Annotated in this window: 18 protein-coding genes; 7 read left to right on the forward strand and 11 right to left on the reverse strand. The window is 58.4% G+C overall.

Annotated elements, in window-relative coordinates:
- The first annotated feature begins 7 nt into the window (after positions 1–7).
- The 4 genes from ACDH77_RS20710 to ACDH77_RS20725 all read left to right on the forward strand — a co-directional run bounded on the left by ACDH77_RS20710 (position 8) and on the right by ACDH77_RS20725 (position 3,823).
- The gene (locus ACDH77_RS20710) at positions 8–1,777 is read left to right on the forward strand and encodes an LPD7 domain-containing protein (protein ID WP_372371956.1); all 1,770 of its coding nucleotides are present in this window, start codon (positions 8–10) and stop codon (positions 1,775–1,777) included.
- A gap of 279 nt (positions 1,778–2,056) precedes the next feature.
- Positions 2,057–2,416: a KfrB domain-containing protein gene (locus ACDH77_RS20715; protein ID WP_372371957.1), complete on the forward strand. Its 360-nt coding sequence runs from the start codon at positions 2,057–2,059 to the stop codon at positions 2,414–2,416.
- 461 nt (positions 2,417–2,877) lie between these two features.
- Positions 2,878–3,192 (forward strand): OmpA family protein, encoded by a 315-nt coding sequence (locus tag ACDH77_RS20720; RefSeq protein ID WP_372371958.1) that lies wholly within the window; start codon positions 2,878–2,880, stop codon positions 3,190–3,192.
- A gap of 28 nt (positions 3,193–3,220) precedes the next feature.
- Positions 3,221–3,823, forward strand: a complete 603-nt coding sequence (locus tag ACDH77_RS20725) for a TrbM/KikA/MpfK family conjugal transfer protein (protein WP_372371959.1) — start codon at positions 3,221–3,223, stop codon at positions 3,821–3,823.
- 49 nt (positions 3,824–3,872) lie between these two features.
- Here the strand turns inward: ACDH77_RS20725 and ACDH77_RS20730 are convergent, their stop codons facing one another.
- The 11 genes from ACDH77_RS20730 to ACDH77_RS20780 form a co-directional block, all read right to left on the reverse strand.
- A complete protein-coding gene (locus tag ACDH77_RS20730; RefSeq protein WP_372371960.1) occupies positions 3,873–4,979 on the reverse strand; it encodes a relaxase/mobilization nuclease domain-containing protein in 1,107 nt (368 codons plus the stop codon).
- Positions 4,976–5,530, reverse strand: coding sequence for a plasmid mobilization relaxosome protein MobC (locus ACDH77_RS20735; RefSeq protein WP_372371961.1), 555 nt, complete (start codon positions 5,528–5,530; stop codon positions 4,976–4,978). Before ACDH77_RS20735 ends, ACDH77_RS20730 begins: the two co-directional genes overlap by 4 nt.
- A gap of 405 nt (positions 5,531–5,935) precedes the next feature.
- A complete protein-coding gene (locus tag ACDH77_RS20740; RefSeq protein ID WP_372371892.1) occupies positions 5,936–7,057 on the reverse strand; it encodes a ParB/RepB/Spo0J family partition protein in 1,122 nt (373 codons plus the stop codon).
- Positions 7,050–7,910, reverse strand: a complete 861-nt coding sequence (locus ACDH77_RS20745; RefSeq protein ID WP_372371894.1) for a ParA family protein — start codon at positions 7,908–7,910, stop codon at positions 7,050–7,052. The genes ACDH77_RS20740 and ACDH77_RS20745 overlap by 8 nt, the downstream gene beginning before the upstream one ends.
- Positions 7,907–8,302 carry a hypothetical protein gene (locus tag ACDH77_RS20750; RefSeq protein ID WP_372371896.1) on the reverse strand — a complete coding sequence of 132 codons (396 nt, stop codon included), beginning with the start codon at positions 8,300–8,302 and terminating at the stop codon, positions 7,907–7,909. Before ACDH77_RS20750 ends, ACDH77_RS20745 begins: the two co-directional genes overlap by 4 nt.
- Before the next feature lie 3 nt (positions 8,303–8,305).
- Positions 8,306–8,671: a single-stranded DNA-binding protein gene (locus ACDH77_RS20755; protein WP_372371898.1), complete on the reverse strand. Its 366-nt coding sequence runs from the start codon at positions 8,669–8,671 to the stop codon at positions 8,306–8,308.
- Positions 8,672–9,452: 781 nt separating this feature from the next.
- Positions 9,453–9,659 (reverse strand): hypothetical protein, encoded by a 207-nt coding sequence (locus ACDH77_RS20760; protein ID WP_372371899.1) that lies wholly within the window; start codon positions 9,657–9,659, stop codon positions 9,453–9,455.
- Positions 9,659–9,937, reverse strand: a complete 279-nt coding sequence (locus ACDH77_RS20765; protein WP_372371903.1) for a hypothetical protein — start codon at positions 9,935–9,937, stop codon at positions 9,659–9,661. Before ACDH77_RS20765 ends, ACDH77_RS20760 begins: the two co-directional genes overlap by 1 nt.
- Positions 9,938–9,969: 32 nt before the next feature.
- Complete coding sequence (locus tag ACDH77_RS20770; protein WP_372371905.1) at positions 9,970–10,374, reverse strand: hypothetical protein; 405 nt, start codon at positions 10,372–10,374, stop codon at positions 9,970–9,972.
- A gap of 3 nt (positions 10,375–10,377) precedes the next feature.
- Positions 10,378–10,569, reverse strand: a complete 192-nt coding sequence (locus ACDH77_RS20775; RefSeq protein ID WP_372371907.1) for a hypothetical protein — start codon at positions 10,567–10,569, stop codon at positions 10,378–10,380.
- Positions 10,570–10,653: 84 nt separating this feature from the next.
- Positions 10,654–11,460: a DUF3560 domain-containing protein gene (locus tag ACDH77_RS20780; RefSeq protein ID WP_372371963.1), complete on the reverse strand. Its 807-nt coding sequence runs from the start codon at positions 11,458–11,460 to the stop codon at positions 10,654–10,656.
- An 896-nt stretch (positions 11,461–12,356) separates the two neighbouring features.
- On the opposite strand from ACDH77_RS20780, the gene ACDH77_RS20785 reads away from it, so the two are divergent.
- The 3 genes from ACDH77_RS20785 (at position 12,357) to ACDH77_RS20795 (ending at position 16,520) form a co-directional block, all read left to right on the forward strand.
- Positions 12,357–13,583: a hypothetical protein gene (locus ACDH77_RS20785; RefSeq protein ID WP_372371908.1), complete on the forward strand. Its 1,227-nt coding sequence runs from the start codon at positions 12,357–12,359 to the stop codon at positions 13,581–13,583.
- A gap of 59 nt (positions 13,584–13,642) precedes the next feature.
- Positions 13,643–14,143, forward strand: coding sequence for a hypothetical protein (locus ACDH77_RS20790; RefSeq protein WP_372371910.1), 501 nt, complete (start codon positions 13,643–13,645; stop codon positions 14,141–14,143).
- A 112-nt stretch (positions 14,144–14,255) separates the two neighbouring features.
- Positions 14,256–16,520, forward strand: a complete 2,265-nt coding sequence (locus ACDH77_RS20795) for a hypothetical protein (RefSeq protein ID WP_372371912.1) — start codon at positions 14,256–14,258, stop codon at positions 16,518–16,520.
- Positions 16,521–16,771: the final 251 nt, after the last annotated feature.

Below are 16,771 nucleotides of genomic sequence, written 5' to 3' on the forward strand. Positions count from 1 at the left end.
GAGCGACATGGCAGATAACACCAGCACGTCCACTCCGAACGCCGGCATGCCGACCTATGGCATGGTGATGATCGATGAGAAGCCGGCGACGGCTGTACGCTTCGATAAGAACGACAAGGACGGTCAAACCGTCTACGACTTGTCGTTTCGGTTGAATGGCAAGCAGGTTGTGAGGATTAAGGGCGCGGACGAACTCACGCTTACCGATGCAGTTGGTGAGCGCAATGCCGCGCGGATCTTGGGTGCGGCAACCGGCAAGGGATCGTTGAGCGGCGAGGAGTTGACATTCGACTACGGTCTGACGCCGGCAGAGAACGCGCGACGAATGCTCGCCAAGGAAGACCGCAAGCGTGCTGACTTGGAAGATGATAACGGCTTGCCGCAGGCCGAGAAGCCGGCGGGTCTTGGACAGGCCTATGCGGATGGGATGGCGGCCCGGCATCCCACGCTGAAGGATCTGGATTCTGAGCCGAACACGATCGCAGAGGTGAAAGATCGTCAGCTCAGCGAGATCGACATGGCTGAAGCCCTCAAGACTGCTGCGAAACTTCGCCAGCGCGATCGCGAGGAATACGAGCGCAATGCTGGAATTAACGGCGTTGATCGGGATCTTGCGGCCATGCAACGCCGTACCGACAGCGAGCGGCAAAACGTCAAGAACCTGGATAGCGAAGCTCAACGGCTGGCGCGTGCTGACGATTTGGACCAGCGTGCGGGCCTGACTGCCCAGCCTGAGCGCCAGGTCAGCGTCGAAGACGAGAAGAACCGGCGCATCCAGCTCATGGAACAGGTGAACGCTCAGTTTCGCGTTTCGGGGGCACGTCACTACTTCAAGGATCAGCCGGACCGCATCGCGTTTCGTGATGTGGGCGACAAGCTGAAATCCGCCTCGAACGACCAGCGTGTGCAGGAAGCAATGGTCACGATGGCTGAAGCTAAGGGGTGGAAAACGATCCACACCACGGGTCATCCTGATTTCCGTCAGGGTATCTGGCTGAAGGCCAGCCAGCGCGGCATCGTGGTGACAGGCTACAAGCCGACTGAACGCGATCTGGAGGCGCTTGCGGTAGCGCAAGAGCGGGCGATGGGTAACACGGTGGAACGGGGCCGTGAGCGCGCTCAGGACGCGCAGCGGACCGATAGGGCGGCGGTGCTGCCATTGGCTGCGGAGAAGACGCCAGGCGAGCCACAGCAGGCCGCCAAGGGTGCAGACGCTGCAAAGGAACCCGCACCCGCAGCACGCACGCTGAATGTGCATGAGGGCATCATGCTCTCGCATGGCCCGGCCCCCTATCAGAACGACCCTGCCGAAAAGCTGAGCTACTTTGTGAAGCTTCGGGGCGAGGCCGGCGAGAAGACGGTTTGGGGTAAGGATCTTGAACGTGCGGTAGGCGCTTCCAAGCTGTCAGCTGGTGACGCGGTTCGGTTGGAATTTAAGGGCAGTCAGCCGGTAACGGTCGAAGCGCTGAAGCGCGACGACAAAGGGAAAGTAATCGGGAGCGAGACGATCGAGAGCAACCGCAACACCTGGGAAGCTCATAAGAGCGATCGAGCTGTCGTGATTGCCGCGATCGCGCAAACGGTTATGGGCGGCAAGGTTAAAGATCCGGCACAACGTGAGCGGGTCATGGCCGAAGTTGACCGCCAGATTCAATCGCGGTCCGCAAGCGGGAAATTGCCAGCAGTGATGATGTACGACAAGGCAGCTCCGCAGAAGGTGCCGGATCGGGAGCGCACTGCACCCGTCGTGGAGAGGAACGCGGAACGCAGCCGTTAATCGACCCACCTTGTAGGCCTTCGCCCCAGCTCTTAGGAGTTGGGGTTTTTTTTGCCATACCAAAACAGGGTGTTTTGGTATGGCTTCTGGTACGCTGTCGCCGCCCCCAGCCACCGCTATACCGCGCTGATTCTGTCTTGCAAGGCTGGTGGTATTTAGCTCACGAATGAAGGACAGCATATGTCGAGTACATCATCGCAATCCCCCTCCCCTACTCACGCTACAACCGGCGTACCGCTCTCCCCGCTGCGTCAGCACGCGGCTGAAGGGCATCAGCTCTTGGTAATCCTCAACGAGTCTCGCCTGATCGACACGAAGACCAACGGCGAATGGATCAGCCGCCATGTTGGCGATCGCGGCGGCCTGCCGAAAGGCGTTTACGATTTAACCGGCGCGGCAAAGCCGGCGCTCAATGTCGCAAGCAAAACTTATGACGGCAATGTGCTGCATGTGTCTTCCTCGCACGTGTTCCAGCTGGGCGCTGACGATCGCGGGAAAGCGATGCTCGTTAAACATGATCGCACCCTATTCCGACAAGCCGGGAAAGAGGCCGTCCCAGCGGTCGGAAGCCGACTGTCGGTTGCTTATGAACGTGGGCACGGACGTGTTGTCGATAATCAGCAGGACCGTGGTCGCTGAGAACAGCGCCGAGATTATTGATGACAGATACCCGTCCTCGATCGCGCCAGGCTGTCACCAGTCTTTGGTGACAGTCCTCCGACCTGGCCATCGGAGATCTGTCGTCAATGCTTATGCGATTGCTGTCCTCCCATTAGCGGCACGCGAAGGACATTGCAGCAGACCAGCCAATATATATAATATTGGTTTACGCACTTTCCCATAATGGAGTCACATATATGCGCGCATTGGCCTTGGTTTGCTTGGCAGTGGCGGTTTCCTCTTGCTCGTCTCACCCCAAGCCGCCGACTGTCAGTGGGCGTGATCGAGCGCCCATCAATAGTCCCGCAGTTGCGCAAGCACTGCACGAACAGGCATTCCCGCCAGCGCCGGTAGCTGTCCGTGCCGAGCCAGCGAGAAACGCTACCCAGCGGGTTCAAGGGCGTCGCACGCTCCCGCCCCCACTCGCACGCATCGTCAGCGTGCAATTTCCTTGGAACGGCACGCAGTTTCGACCGACTGCTGCACAGGCAGCCCACTTGCGTGCCTTGATAGCTGGCGGGGTGGCACACGTCCAGGTTCGCGGCCGCACAGACAATGCATCGCCGGCAAGCGGTGATGAGAAAGTGGCGCGCGGTCGTGCAGAAGCAGCACGCGACTGGTTGATTGGCGCTGGCGTACCTGGCGGCTTGATCGACGTAAACTTCGTATCGGCAGGCGATTACCGGTCGAACAACAGGCTTTCGGATGGCCGCGCTCTGAACAGGCGCGTGGACATCGAAATCATCCGCAAGTGACGCTTGCGGCAACTAAGGAGATCCATCCATGAACCGAGCCGTTAGATCCTTCGCCCTGGTAGTCGCCTGTGCGGCGGCCAGCCCAGCTATCGCCGAAGACTTCACTGGCGATACCAAACTCGCATGCGAGGCCATCATGTGCCTATCCACTGGCAACAGGCCTGATGAATGCACACCGTCGATCAAGAAGTATTTCAGCATCAGCGCTCGCAAGATCAGCGACACCATCAAGAAGCGCAAGGGCTTCCTGGAGCTGTGCCCTGACTCGACCACCGACGATACGATGAAGTCACTTGTTGACACGATTGCCAATGGAGCCGGTCGCTGCGACGCAGCCACGTTGAACTCTTCAAATTCCGTGTTCATTGGTCACGGCAACAGCAGTTATGTGCGTAATTCACTCCCGTCGTACTGCGCCGCCTACGGAAGCAATGCAAACGTGGACCAGACCACGGGAACTATCGCTCGATATGTTGGTGAGCCTGGCAAGGGCGGGCATTGGGTCGATGCGGACGAGTACGAAGCCGCGCTAGCGGCATACAACAAGCGTGGCGGCAACAGCAGCGCCGGCACGAACAACGACAGCGGCTGGAATAGCGATTCGACTGGATGGAACCAGCAGCAGCGGTAAGGTCAACAGTGGTAGCAACCGAAAAAACGCGGCCATGGCCGCGTTTTTTTTATCGGTCCCTGCCCTTCTCTGCTGGCCGCTGTCTCGTTGACGACTTCTCCTGCGCCGTGCGCCCATCTGGCACCGCCGTGACAGTCGATAGTCGCTCAACCAACTCATCATGCCGGCTTTTCTGTGGCGGCATGCTCCTAACCACTTGGACGATCTGCAACGCTAGTGCCCGATCTTCAGCGTCACCAGCAGCCAGGGAACGCGCCAACTTCCCGTAGGCCTTCGTAACCCGCGCACGCCCTGCGCTGATTCTGTCTTGCGCTGGATTCTTGTGCTTGTAGTGCCCTTGGGCTTCTGCGAGCGCTTCGTAGTGCTGGCCCGCTCCAACACGCGAGGTGTGCCCACGGTCCCGGATCGATCGTACAGCCTGACGCTCCGCAGTTTTAACGACGCCGCGAAGCCGGCGATCACTCGCATTGGCCTCGATGCCCTGCTCGCGCAACTTCTCTGCGAACACCTCGCGCCAGCGCTGCAAATCGGCTTTGCGCGGATTGAGGCGAACACCGCGCAAGCTCGCCGTTTTAACGGCCAAATGCACGTGCGGGTGATCGTCGTCGTCGTGAGCCGCGAAGACGTATTGATGCCCGCCAAATTCGGTCGATGCAAACTCGCGTGCCGCTGCCTTGACGGCCTCTCTGTCGGTGCCAGGCGGCATCGACAGAACAATGCTGTATACCTCGCGCCTCCTCCCATCCGTCTCAGGGATTGGGACACCAGCACGGGCGAAGCCTTGCAGCACCTCGCGCACGTCCTGCTGTCCGAGATAGCGTTGACCATTCTCATCTTCGAGTTCGACCGCACCGTTGCGGGAGATATATTGCATGTGTGCGCGCACCCCCCGCATGTCCTTGCACAGGATCTCGCGCTTGCCGGTTTCCGGATTCTTCTTGCCCTGGGTGATCTTCACCATCACCTCCGGCACACGTCTAGCGATGCGATCAAGCGTAGCGCGAATGGCTGGGCCAGAGCGCTTGACGCTAGGTCGTTCCGGCGCTGATAGCTTTGCGCCCCTCGCAGTGCGCTTGGCCTTCCGGCCAGGCTTGAAAGTGATCACCGCGTCGTCGGCGAAATCCTTCAGATCAAGCTCAAGACCTAAACTCGTCATTCGATGTTCCAACGCTCTTGGCTAGCGCGGATTGCATCGCTGACCTTCTTCGTGTGCGCGTCGATCCGTTCGGCGACGATCCTAATTTGTTCGACAGTCAGGTTTGCTTTTCGGCCTTCGTTTAGCCGCCGTGCAATCTGGTTGAGATTACGTCCCCAGGCCAACAGCTGATAGTTGGATTCTCCGAGGACATCGACCTCTTTCGTCCCGAACTGTGGTTCGCCAGTTAGTCCAGCGCGCACCGCATCGATCACCCATCGAGCCATAGAGCAGCGCTCGATATTGGCTCGTTCGCGGACGGCAGCTTTCTCCGATGCAGTCATCAGAACTTCAAACCGTTCCTTTGGCTCCGCAGCTGGCGACTGGCTGGTTTGACGGTACGCCTTCGGTAGCTCCTTGGGAGCGGTCGCCAATGTGTGCTCAATCGCTTCACGAATCGCAGCACCTGGCGTCTTGCCTCGCTCTTCGCAGTAAGCAATCCACCGGGCTTTCAGGTCCGGGCCTAGATGCACATTGATAGCTCGTCCGGGCTTCTCCAAGGGCTTCTCCAAGTGAAATCCAACAAAAGCAGGGCCAACCCCTGCGCGTAAACTGTGCGCACAGTTTACCGGCCTACGGCCTATCCTGCAATGTCCCTTCCGCGTTTGACCTTATCTTTTGCTCTTTTGCTCTTGCTTTCGGTGGGATTGATGCACCAGTCGGTCACGGGACATTCGTAATCGGCCAGTGAATGTCACGTGGTGCCCTTCGGGCACAAACAGATCGCCCCACGCCATGCCATCCCTTTGGGTGGCTGGGTCGTGGGGCTTCGGTTCAAAAGCTGGTTTTGCAGGGTGGTCGTGAGGCCATCACGGTTAATAGCGAATCGCTGACCAGGTGACTAAAGTTTCTCTGCGCGGTAAGGCGTTAGCCGTAGGGGCTGCGCCCCTACACCCCCATGCACCGAACCTTCAAGCCTACTTCTCCCCCTCGGCCAAACGGTTGATGCGAACTGCACCAGCGTCAACTTCGGCATCGCCGCCGCCATCTTCGTACCGGATGCGAAGCAAGCCGGCACTAGATGGGCGTCGGTTCAACAGAACAGCTGCTGCGCGGCCATCATGTTCAACTATCAGAAGCGGACGCTTCATGCTGTCAGGATCGGAAACAGCCTTGCCACGCGGCCAGCTCGTCAGCTCGCCGTTGTCGAAGTTTGCATTGGTGTCACCTTCCTCCCCGGAACCCTTCGGCTTCACAGTTGATGCGCCGGGGTCATTGCCCTGGTTCCCACCGCCTTCGCCGCCTGCGGATGCAGCCCCGTGGCCTTTTTCGTCATGACGAAATTTTCCATCCGCTGAACCCTCACTGCCAGTTGCGCCGCTGTTCGCGGCTGGATCAGCAATGACCGTCGAAGCGACCTGCGTCACGGGCGCTTTCTTCTTGTCTTTCAGCGCATCACCCAACGTCGCGACTGTCGCGCGCGTAATGTCTGGGCCTTCGTCGTACCACGCCTGTACTTGCTCGGGAAACTTCTCTGCGAGCGCCCGTAGCTCGTACAGCGTCTTAGGCGACGTACAGCGCCCGGAAGAATAGGCATCAGCGACGCACGCCGGTGCATCGACCAGCGACAACAACTCAGTGATGGCGTTGTTCGGCTTTCCAAGGCGTTTGGCAATTTCGCCCTTCTTCACACCCTCGGTCAGCTTGCGCTTGATGAAAACTGCCAGTTCCATCGGCCTTAATGCGAAGCGCTTTTCATTGGCGTTGACTTGATCGAAGTCGTCAAAGTCCTCATCAATGACAATAGGGATGTCATCAATTTTAGCGTACTGGGTTGCGAGCCAACGTAACTCACCATCGTTGATCTGGTATTTGCCGGGCGTTGTCGGATGAGTTTTAACCGAGATCGGCTGCTTTACGCCGCGCTCCTTGATGTTCTCGCCGAGTTCGGCAATTTCCGCGTCCGAAAATTCAGTGCGCGGTTGATTAGGGTCACGCTCAATATCAGCGACTTTTACACGGAACGGGCGACCGTCAGTCTCTGTGGTCGGCTCACTTTCATTGATAGGCTTTGCCTCAAGCGCGCTCAGGTCAATCATTACTAGGAACCTCCATCGCTTCAGCGATCTTGTCAAAAACCGGTCGGATTTGAACCCATGCGTCGCGGCCGCTCGTTTTACCCAATTTCCAAACCGGAATCCCTGCGGCCTGTGCCTCTGGAATAGCGGTCGTCTTTTTTACAGCGGCGAAGCCGGGAAGGGGGGCCATGGAAATAAGCAATTGCGGATATGCAGTCGCCAGCGCCCGGAAGTTGTCCCGCTGAAACGGCGTTGGCTCAACGAGATTCGGCAGAATTCCAATCAGCTTGAGCTTTTTATTGATAGTGGCCTGGATCTTCCGGATACCGATGTTGTCGTGGTTTAGCAGATCGCCAATGCCGTCAATGGCTTCTTGGTTTAACTGAAGCGGCGACACAACGTAGTCGGCGACAACCAATGCCGCGAGCTGCCGGATGTCCGGGTTCGGATTGGTATCAATGATGCAGATATCGAAGTGCGGCGCGATCTCGGCCAAGACCGTGTAGAGATTTGTCGCATATGCGCTACGTCCGTCACGCGCACCTGCCTTGCCCTGATCCTTGGCATACTTCACGAACGCCGTGAGTTCGGCCGCTTTCTCTTCCATCTTGAAAAGATCACCGTCACCAGGCACCAAGACAAAATCAGCGTGTTCGATATCCGATCTGCCAGCCGATAGGACCTGACTGGAAGTCACACGCGATACAGTGCACAGCTCGCCGGTACGAAGAGCCTTGGTCGTGTTGCGCTGGTGGTCGAGGTCGATGACGACAACACGTAATTGCCGTTGTATTGCGAAGTAGTAGGCGAGTTGATCTGCAATCGCAGACTTGCCGACGCCGCCCTTCTGGTTGGCGAAAACTACAGTTTTCATGCCCGAATACTCCTTATGTATTTCCGCACCTTGAGCGCGGTCGTGGCGACGCCGTTTTGCGTTAGATAATCAGCGATCTGTTCTGCCGAATAACCCTTGTCCCGAAGGGTCACTATCTCGTTCGCATGCGGCTCAAGTGCTGAGCTGATTAGCTTTGGTGGCTCCTGCTGCATGAACGCAGCCAGTCGTTGTTGCTCGGCCTTGGCGAGAAAGCGGTTCATTAGAACGCGTGCGTGTTTGGCACTTATGTCGAATGCCGACGCCGCTGAGGCAATCGGCACACCATCGACCAAGATCGACCGCGCGACCGCCAAGGAATGGGTTTGCCACCTGCATAACGCAGCGACGCGTTCAAATTGAGCGGCATCAATCCTTGGGTTTGGTGCGGTCATGAGTCAGCCATTACCCTCATCGGTTTCCGCAAGATATTCCCGCTTTTCTTTGCCGGGAGCGCCAAAAGTCACGCGCTCACAAATGAAGTCAAAACCGTAGACCATCTCTCCATTGATCTCGCGGTTGTTGTTTGCAATTCGATGCTCAACGATGAGCTGATCGCCTTTCATACAGTGCTTGGCGATCCTTTCAGCCATGCTTCGGAATGCGGTAATCGACAGTGTTACCGTTCGTTCGCGCGCAGCGCCGTCACCATCCCTACCGGCGTACTCGTTGGAGATCAGCACAATACGGCAGACCGCCTTGTCTCCGTTTCCGGAGAGCGTGGGGGTTTTAGCCAAGTTGCCGACGAACAGGTTGTTTTGCATAAAGCCAGCCTCGGAATGCGGCCAGAAGTGACCGCCCGGCTAGTATAACATCATAGGAACAGGAAAGACAACAAATGGAAAACAAAAAGGATAGGTAGAATTGCCTGCCGCACCGTGATTTCAATTCTGTCGCGTCGGTACGTTAAACCGATTGATAAGACCAATGAAAACAAACCGGGCAGCTGCGCCGCTCACGTAGCTCTCCACGCAGCAGATACGCCGTAGGTTGACCCGCTCCTAGCTGACCCGCCTTTCGCGCCTCCATGAGCCTCCTAGAGGCCTTCCTGAGCATGTTGAACGCCCACCCTCGTTACCCTTTCCCTTCGCTGACCCTTTGGGGAGGGGGAGCCGCTGGCGCAGCCAGTGGGGGAGGGGCATAGCCCCGCCCCTGGGGGGTCGAAGTCGCGACCGGAGCGAAGCGGAGGGAGGACAGGGGGCGTGCAACGCCCCGCGACTGTAGGCGGTTCAGCAATTGCGACGATTCATCGTTCGTGGCGCGTTATCCACATCGATCCGCCACCGACTACAGGAAGATTTATAGGTATATCTATTTAAGAGCTATAGGGGGACATGCTGAAAGGTCGGAATAATGATATTCGCATCAATGACTTACAGCCTATTCATCGCGCTATTCTCAAGACAATTTCAGCGTGACATCGCAAGATAGTTTCAGCGCTGCTTTCTGTGGAGAACCCTGTTTAAAGGTTATATATCAATGACTTAGCGGCAAGACAGATTCAGCGTGGATAACGCTGGCAAAACACAGGCTTATCCACAGCTCTCATTGCTCATGTTCGCCGACTGGTTTGGTCGGCAGTAGATCAACGAGCAGGCGAAAGCTCTCCGCTAGGAGAAGCATCATTTCAGTGTCATCAGTCAACGCCCGTAGCGCACTTAGTGCGTCCAACGCGGCGTTTGGATCTTTAGCCGCGTCCAGCTTTGCTGCTGCCTTCTCGATGCGGTTGGCGTACTCGTACAGGCTGACCATCAGTGCAGCACATGTGCGATCCGCGCGCCGCCACGCTCACGAATTTCGTGTAGCAGCTGCGACAATTCAGCGGCGATCTGTGCGCCTTGCGCAGATCCTGCAAAGGTCGAGTCGCAAGCGATACGACGCAGGGAATGCCCTTGGAGCGCCAAAAAATCGAGGGCGTAGGCTGCTGCGATGAGGTCTTCTTTACAATATCGCTGACCGTCGCAAAGATCGTCCAGCGCTACTAATGCCGCATCGAGCGCGCAGACGGTGAAGCGGGCGTTGTCATTCACGTAGTCACCTCGTCCCTGTGTGGAAACACCAATTACCAGCCGCGACCACTCAGGACGCCTTTGGCATTTGCCAGAACTTGCGCACCCTGTTCCGCACGCATCTGAAGCCTTGCGAGCTGTTGGCTCAGATCGTCGTACTTTTTAGCGCGCTCAATCGCAGCCTGGGCCGCAGCAATCCGAGCTTCGTCACAACCAACATACTCGCGGTTTCGCGGCTCGCCTTTCCGCTGGGTATGAAGCAGATAGAAATATTTCGGCGTGCCGGATTTATCGCGCTTCCAATGAGGCGATGCGTAGACAAGTCCATTTCGTTTCAGCTTTGCCATCGTTTCCGCGATTGACTGGATCTGCTCGTCAAGGCCTTTGATCAGTTGCGGCAGTTCGTTTGCAAGCGTCACCAGGTTGGCGGTGACTCGTTTGGTAGATGTCTTCTGCATGCATTAGGCTCCGTGGAAGGCGCTACGCAAGGCAGCGAAAACCATGAATACGACGATCGAACTGAAGGACGCCGCGAGTAGAAGGCCGCCCAAAAACTGGACGTAAACCAAACTTGTACCGATCGCGAACACAACACGGATAACGGCTTTAGCCGTCAGAACAATGAAATCGTCCAACAACTGAAAAATCTTCATGATGTAGCCCTCTGAGGGTGAGGGAAGCCCCTCCGGCGGGGCTTCCTCTTGGTGCAACTCCTAGTCCAAAATATACCATATTGGTTATTCGTTGTCGCCAATTTGGGCAGAATTAAGAGCCCGAACAACACACTGGCCTGCATAGATTCCGGCGTTATTCAGCTGACGGACCCACGCCGTCCGGGTTGGGCTCCAACGGAACCCATGACGCTTCAAAAGCGTGCGAGTGTCTTGGTCGGGCTTGCCCTCGAAAACGAACATCACTCGGTTTTCTTCCACGTCCTCGCGGTAGGTGAAGCCATTGCCCTCCCGCTCAACGCATGCCCTTGCCTTACGTTGCTCAAGATCCTGAATGCGCAGTCGGATACGCCGCATATTCGCTGTGTTGTTGCTGAGCGCGTAGCTCGGAAAACCTACCCGGCCTGCAAAGTCTGGCTTTAGCATTTCCGCCACTATTTCAGCGCTGAAACCCTGAGCGGCGAGGGCCGCTTTCTGCGCATCGCTGGTCTTCTTGGTGCGGATCACCTTGTTGACAGCCTTCATCCGTTCCTGTGACGCTTCCAGGCCTGCCAGCTCCGCTTTCAGCTTTTCGATAGCATCCGGGTCATCGCTGGAAATACCACCGGTACCCACGGCGGCCGCCTTGTCCGCGTAATGCTTCGCCTTGTCCATCTCGTTGAAAGCACGGCCAAAAGTGTTGTGGATGCGGTTTCGATAGTTGCGGTCCCTCGTCTCGCTGTGATGGCCGACGAGGATCGGTTGACCGAAAGGAATTGCATCAGCCATGGAGCGAGCGCGCTGGTAGGTCATTTCGGCGCTCTTACCCACGGCCTCCGCTCGGGCTTCCAGTCGATCACGGCGGGCTGCAATCTTGGCTTCGTAACTGTTCATCACGGTGTCTCCGGACTGGACTGCGTTGGGGGATTGAGTGCTGTCATCCATTGCTTTGCTAGATGCTGGAGCCGGCTCTTGCTTTGCTGTATCGCGCGTCAGCGCGGACGGTTTGTGGTTCATCGGGACGCTCCTTTGGTGGTTGCTGGTGGTGTTGAACATTGCTTCGCTGAGTGCCTTTCGCCGTGATGCCCGTAGGTTGACCGGGGCGCGCAGCCCGTCCAGGGAGACACGGGAAGCCGCAGCCCGAAGGGACCGGGTGAGCGTGTCAGCGTCAGCGGTGCCCTGGATGGGTAAGCGGCTTGGTCTACCGTTCAGGGCAGGCGAAAGGTCTCAGCGATGCATTGCGCCACCAGTGATGCCGCGTGCGGTCCCGTGAACCTTTTGACCGTTGCGATAGCGACGGTGCAGTCAGCGCCTTCAGGCGCACCGCAGGGCGGTTTTGCGGCCGTGGCCGCCGCTGTGTTTGCCGTTCTGCAGGGCAGGGCGGCATGCGCTGGCTGGCGTGCCTCGGCACGCTGAAACTGTCTTGCGCGCCTGGGCGCGGCATGCTGTCGATCGCGCTGATTCTGTCTTGCGGGTTTGCGTGCGTGGGTCGCCCATCCCCCGCTTGCCCACCGCTTCCCCCGGACCCTCCGATATGGGTGTCTCCGGGACCGGGGCGGCGCTGACGCGCCGGCCGTGGACAAGCGGGGGATGGGCTGGCGTTGGTGACAAACACCAGCTGGCCAGGTCGCGCGGCTGTCGCCAAGCATTGGTGACGGATCTCGCCGGCGCCGGCGGCCGCGGTGTCACCAACACACTTCACATGAACATCACCTGCCTAACCAGATCCTAAACAGGCCACGGAATGGCGCGCATCCGGAAAGGAGTCCGTCTACTTCAGGAGATGAGCCATGTTGACGAAAGTTCTTGTTGCAACGGTGCTGGTCGGATCTGTTTTTCATGCCGCGCCGGCATTTGCTGCAACAGCAATTACCGTTCTCACGAGTGAACAGGCCCGTGTTACCGATGCAAAAAACGTGGCGGCTTCCAGCCACATAAGCCGTACTGAGGCAGCTAAGCGACTAAAGCTTCAGAATGCCTCGGCATCGCTGGGGAAGGATCTGCGTCAGACATACAAAACCAGACTCGCAGGTATCTATCGCGAATGGGGTTCGACACCGCGCTATGTTGTTCGCCTTAAGGGCGCTGGGGTGGAGCGCGCTCGAAGCTTTCCGATCGACGGTGCGCAGTTCCAGGTGACATTCGTTTCGGGCGCATCACACACCATCGATGAGCTGTTGCAAGCCCGTCAGGACCATGATGCGGAATTGCGGGCAGCTTTCCCGCAGTTGCAGGGCACGTGGGTGGATGAAGAAGCGGGCGAACTCGTACTAGATGTTTCCGGTGCTTCCAATCTGAAGCAGGCGACTTCGCTTGCGACAGTGATTGCGAAAGTTCCGGTGCGCGTGCAGTTGAGCGGCAAGTTTGAGAACGCCGATATCAGCGGCAGTGGGACGTTGGACATTGCAGGCGGTGGGACATGCACGGGCGGCTTCGTCGTCAACATTTTTTCTGGCAACAACCGCTTTCCCGGCATGTCGAGCGCGGGTCACTGTGGCAATGGAGCAGGGATCTATACAACGCTCGACGGTGAAGGAACGACGCTCACCTTCGCCGGGGAGCAATACAATGCCTCCGGCGATGCTCAGTGGTACACCGCACCTGACGAGACGCCGTGGGAAGCCACGTTCTTTTCTGACGGTACAACGAAGCGGACACAGGAATGGGTGACATTCAAGGATCAAACAACGGTTGGCGATGTGGTCTGCAAGTGGGGCAACACATCTGGCGATAGTTGCGGAGAGATCGAAAGTTTGAACTATGCGCCACAGTCGGCAAGCCTCTGCAACGGCGTGACGTGTGCTGCTGTCTATGTCCGAGTCAAGCCGATCGGCGCGGCTACCTCGCTTGGATGCGCGCCAGGTGATAGCGGCGGTCCGGTGTTCGTTGGCGGCAACGCGGTTGGCCTGGTGAAGGGTTGCGTTACCGCGACTTCAAGTATCAACGCTGAACGGCTGGTCTATACCGCCATCGATGTGCTTTACGACAACGATGTTACAGTGATGATCCCGTTCTGAATTTCACAATTTCGGCTTATAGAAATGCCCTGCTCTGCGGGGCATTTCTATTTGGAGGCATGACTTTGTTTTCTTTCCGGTTGTTTCTGACACTCACGCTCCTGGGTAGCGCCAATGCCGCGTATGCCGACGGATGTATCACGTCTGGACACGTCGAACGCCTTGCGATCTGGAGCGATCCGACAAAGCTGCGCGAAATATTTCCGACGCTGCGTGAGGCCAGCATTCCTGACGGCGGATGGGCAATCTTGGACATTGGCCGGGAGGACTGCGAAGCAGCGGACCTGGAGGCGAGGCGAGCAAAGGCGGAAGCGCTGATCGGCAAGCGCATCCAACTCGTGTTGAGCACGGCTGACTATTCGATCGTGCCCCGCTCACCTGTCATGCGGCAGATTCTCGCCATATTTCCAACCGCCAAGATGCGCGGCCGTAAGGTCGATGGAAGCGGCGAGGTGCTTTTTGTGCAACGCCAGGATTTCACCGCTTTCGATTCAGCCCGTCGAACGCAGCAGGTTGCCGACCTTCTCGCAGCCCCGGTCGAGTTAAGAGAGACGCCCTAGGGGCGAAAGCTGAATAGACCAATGCAATCCAGCAAGGTAGCCAATGTGGTATATTTTGGGCCGTCCATAGATCGCTCTTGGACGACCTTACTTACCTTTCTTGGAAACCAATATGAACATGCTGAAAAGCGTGGCAGGGGGGCTTATTGCGTTGGCAATGGGCTGGGTGCTTCCGGCAGCAGCGCAGTCTTCAACACCCGTGACAGTAGTGGGCCAGGGCAACACGGTCACGGCGTCACCGGGTACGAACGTACACGGCTCAAACAATTCAGTAACTGATAACAGTCCTGGACGCGACCAGGCTAGCAGCGACGAGGCGTTTGTTGGCGGCAACTCGAACGTGATCAGTAGCGGGCCTTACACGGTCACTGTCGGTAACAACAACAGAAATACTGGTGACTCCTCGAATAGCGGCGGCATCATGATCGGCAACAGCAATACAACGTCGAACTCTACGAATAGTGTGGTAATCGGCACGTCATCGTCTGTCAGCGGCCACGACGGCATTGCTATCGGTACTGGTGCAACGTCGAATGCCGGCGGTATTGCGATTGGTCAAGGCTCCGTGTCAAACGCGAGTAATCAAGTCTCGTTTGGTTCTGCCGGCGCGGAGCGCACTTTGACTAACGTAGCGAACGGCAGCAATGCAATGGATGCAACGAACGTTCAGCAAGTCAATGCTGGCGATGCCGCGACCTTGGCAAGCGCAAACAGTCATACGGATCAATCGGTTTACACAGAATCGGTCCAGCGCGCAGCGGGGGACGCAAATACGTTGTCGAGTGCTCGGATGTATACCGACACGGTAGCGAGAAGTGAGGCTGCCAATCGTGAGGCGGGCGACGCTGCCACGCTCAACAGCGCTAACAACTTCACCGCAGCCTCGGTGCGCCAGGAGGCGGCCGATCGTGCCGCAGGAGATACCGCCACGCTCAACAGCGCCAACAACTTCACCGCAGCCTCGGTGCGCCAGGAGGCGGCCGATCGTGCCGCAGGAGATACCGCCACTCTCAACAGCGCCAACAACTTCACCGCAGCCTCGGTGCGCCAGGAGGCGGCCGACCGCGCCGCAGGAGATACCGCCACGCTCAACAGCGCCAACAGCTACACCGCAGCCTCGGTGCGGCAGGAGGCGACCGACCGCGCAGCGGGGGACGCTGCCACGCTCGATAGCGCCAACAGCTACACCGCAGCCTCGGTGCGGCAGGAGGCGGCCGACCGCGCAGCGGGGGACGCTGCCACGCTCGATAGCGCCAACAACTTCACCGCAGCCTCGGTGCGGCAGGAGGCGGCCGACCGCGCAGCGGGGGACGCTGCCACGCTCGATAGCGCCAACAACTTCACCGCAGCCTCGGTGCGGCAGGAGGCGGCCGACCGCGCAGCGGGGGACGCTGACACGCTCTACAGCGCCAATGGCTACACCGATGCCTCGGTGCGTCAGGAGGCGGCCGACCGCGCAGCGGGGGACGCTGACACGCTCTACAGCGCCAATGGCTACACCGATGCCTCGGTGCGTCAGGAGGCGGCCGACCGCGCAGCGGGGGACGCTGACACGCTCTACAGCGCCAACGGCTACACCGATGCCTCGGTGCGCCAGGAGGCGGCCGACCGCGCAGCGGGGGACGCTGACACGCTCTACAGCGCCAATGGCTACACCGATGCTTCGGTGCGTCAGGAGGCGGCCGACCGCGCAGCGGGGGACGCTGACACCCTAAACAGCGCCAATAGCTACACCGATGGGTCGATGCGGCAAGAGTCGGCTAAGCGAGCGGCGGATGACATTGCGACGCTCTCTAGCGCCAACACGTACACGGATGGATCGATGCGAAAGGAAGCAGCAGAGCGCGAAGCGGGCGATGTTGCCACGCTAAAAAGCGCGAAAAGCTACACAGACGCGACAGCATTGCAGTACGACGACGCCTCTAAGGCTTCAACAACGTTGCTGGGGGCAAACGGCACCATGATCCGTAACGTTGCGGCTGGCACCGACGGCATGGATGCAGCCAACGTTGGTCAAATGCGAGCTGGCGACACGATGACGCTGCGGGCCGCAAATGCCTACACCGACACCCGGATTTCGGAGCTTTCAGACACCTTCACGGACTACAGCCGTCGCACTGACTACCAGCTGTCAGTTCTAAACGATCGCATGAACCGGCATTCCGCCATGACCTCGGCCATGATGAGCATGGCGCTCAATGGTGCGGGTGGAGACAGTGCGCGAGGGCGGCTTTCCGGCGGTGTTGGTTGGGCCGGGGGGGAAGAGGCTCTGTCGGTTGGCTATGCCAAGCGCTTTGGCCGCGTGTCGTTGAGCTTTGGCGGCGCTCTGAGCGGCGACCAGACGACGGCTGGCGTTGGATTCGGTGTTGATCTCTAGGTTTTGGTGACAAAAGCCCGCGATCGAGCGAGCTGGTTTGTCACCAAGACAGATTCAGCGTTGGTGACGGATCTCGGCCTGGCCATCGGCCAGGCTGTCACCAACGGCATTTCGGCGCTGTCCACATATCCACGGTTCGCGTAGGGGCCTTCTATGGCACCCGAAGCAGGGCGGTGGATATGTGGGCAGTCGGGTATAAGCGGCGACCTGGCAGGGTCGCTGACGCGGGTGACTAACAGAAACGGCCGCAC

The organism is Xanthomonas axonopodis pv. maculifoliigardeniae (genome assembly GCF_041519315.1).
Lineage (GTDB): Bacteria > Pseudomonadota > Gammaproteobacteria > Xanthomonadales > Xanthomonadaceae > Xanthomonas > Xanthomonas euvesicatoria.

Bases quoted from the DNA above. Each gene is read 5' to 3' on its own strand.
- ACDH77_RS20740 (WP_372371892.1), bottom strand. From the start codon at position 7,057: ATGATTGACCTGAGCGCGCTTGAGGCAAAGCCTATCAATGAAAGTGAG.
- ACDH77_RS20725 (WP_372371959.1), top strand. From the start codon at position 3,221: ATGAACCGAGCCGTTAGATCCTTCGCCCTGGTAGTCGCCTGTGCGGCG.
- ACDH77_RS20750 (WP_372371896.1), bottom strand. From the start codon at position 8,302: ATGACCGCACCAAACCCAAGGATTGATGCCGCTCAATTTGAACGCGTC.
- ACDH77_RS20755 (WP_372371898.1), bottom strand. From the start codon at position 8,671: ATGCAAAACAACCTGTTCGTCGGCAACTTGGCTAAAACCCCCACGCTC.
- ACDH77_RS20790 (WP_372371910.1), top strand. From the start codon at position 13,643: ATGACTTTGTTTTCTTTCCGGTTGTTTCTGACACTCACGCTCCTGGGT.
- ACDH77_RS20770 (WP_372371905.1), bottom strand. From the start codon at position 10,374: ATGCAGAAGACATCTACCAAACGAGTCACCGCCAACCTGGTGACGCTT.
- ACDH77_RS20730 (WP_372371960.1), bottom strand. From the start codon at position 4,979: ATGACGAGTTTAGGTCTTGAGCTTGATCTGAAGGATTTCGCCGACGAC.
- ACDH77_RS20780 (WP_372371963.1), bottom strand. From the start codon at position 11,460: ATGAACAGTTACGAAGCCAAGATTGCAGCCCGCCGTGATCGACTGGAA.
- ACDH77_RS20795 (WP_372371912.1), top strand. From the start codon at position 14,256: ATGAACATGCTGAAAAGCGTGGCAGGGGGGCTTATTGCGTTGGCAATG.
- ACDH77_RS20760 (WP_372371899.1), bottom strand. From the start codon at position 9,659: ATGGTCAGCCTGTACGAGTACGCCAACCGCATCGAGAAGGCAGCAGCA.
- ACDH77_RS20775 (WP_372371907.1), bottom strand. From the start codon at position 10,569: ATGAAGATTTTTCAGTTGTTGGACGATTTCATTGTTCTGACGGCTAAA.
- ACDH77_RS20785 (WP_372371908.1), top strand. From the start codon at position 12,357: ATGTTGACGAAAGTTCTTGTTGCAACGGTGCTGGTCGGATCTGTTTTT.
- ACDH77_RS20710 (WP_372371956.1), top strand. From the start codon at position 8: ATGGCAGATAACACCAGCACGTCCACTCCGAACGCCGGCATGCCGACC.
- ACDH77_RS20745 (WP_372371894.1), bottom strand. From the start codon at position 7,910: ATGAAAACTGTAGTTTTCGCCAACCAGAAGGGCGGCGTCGGCAAGTCT.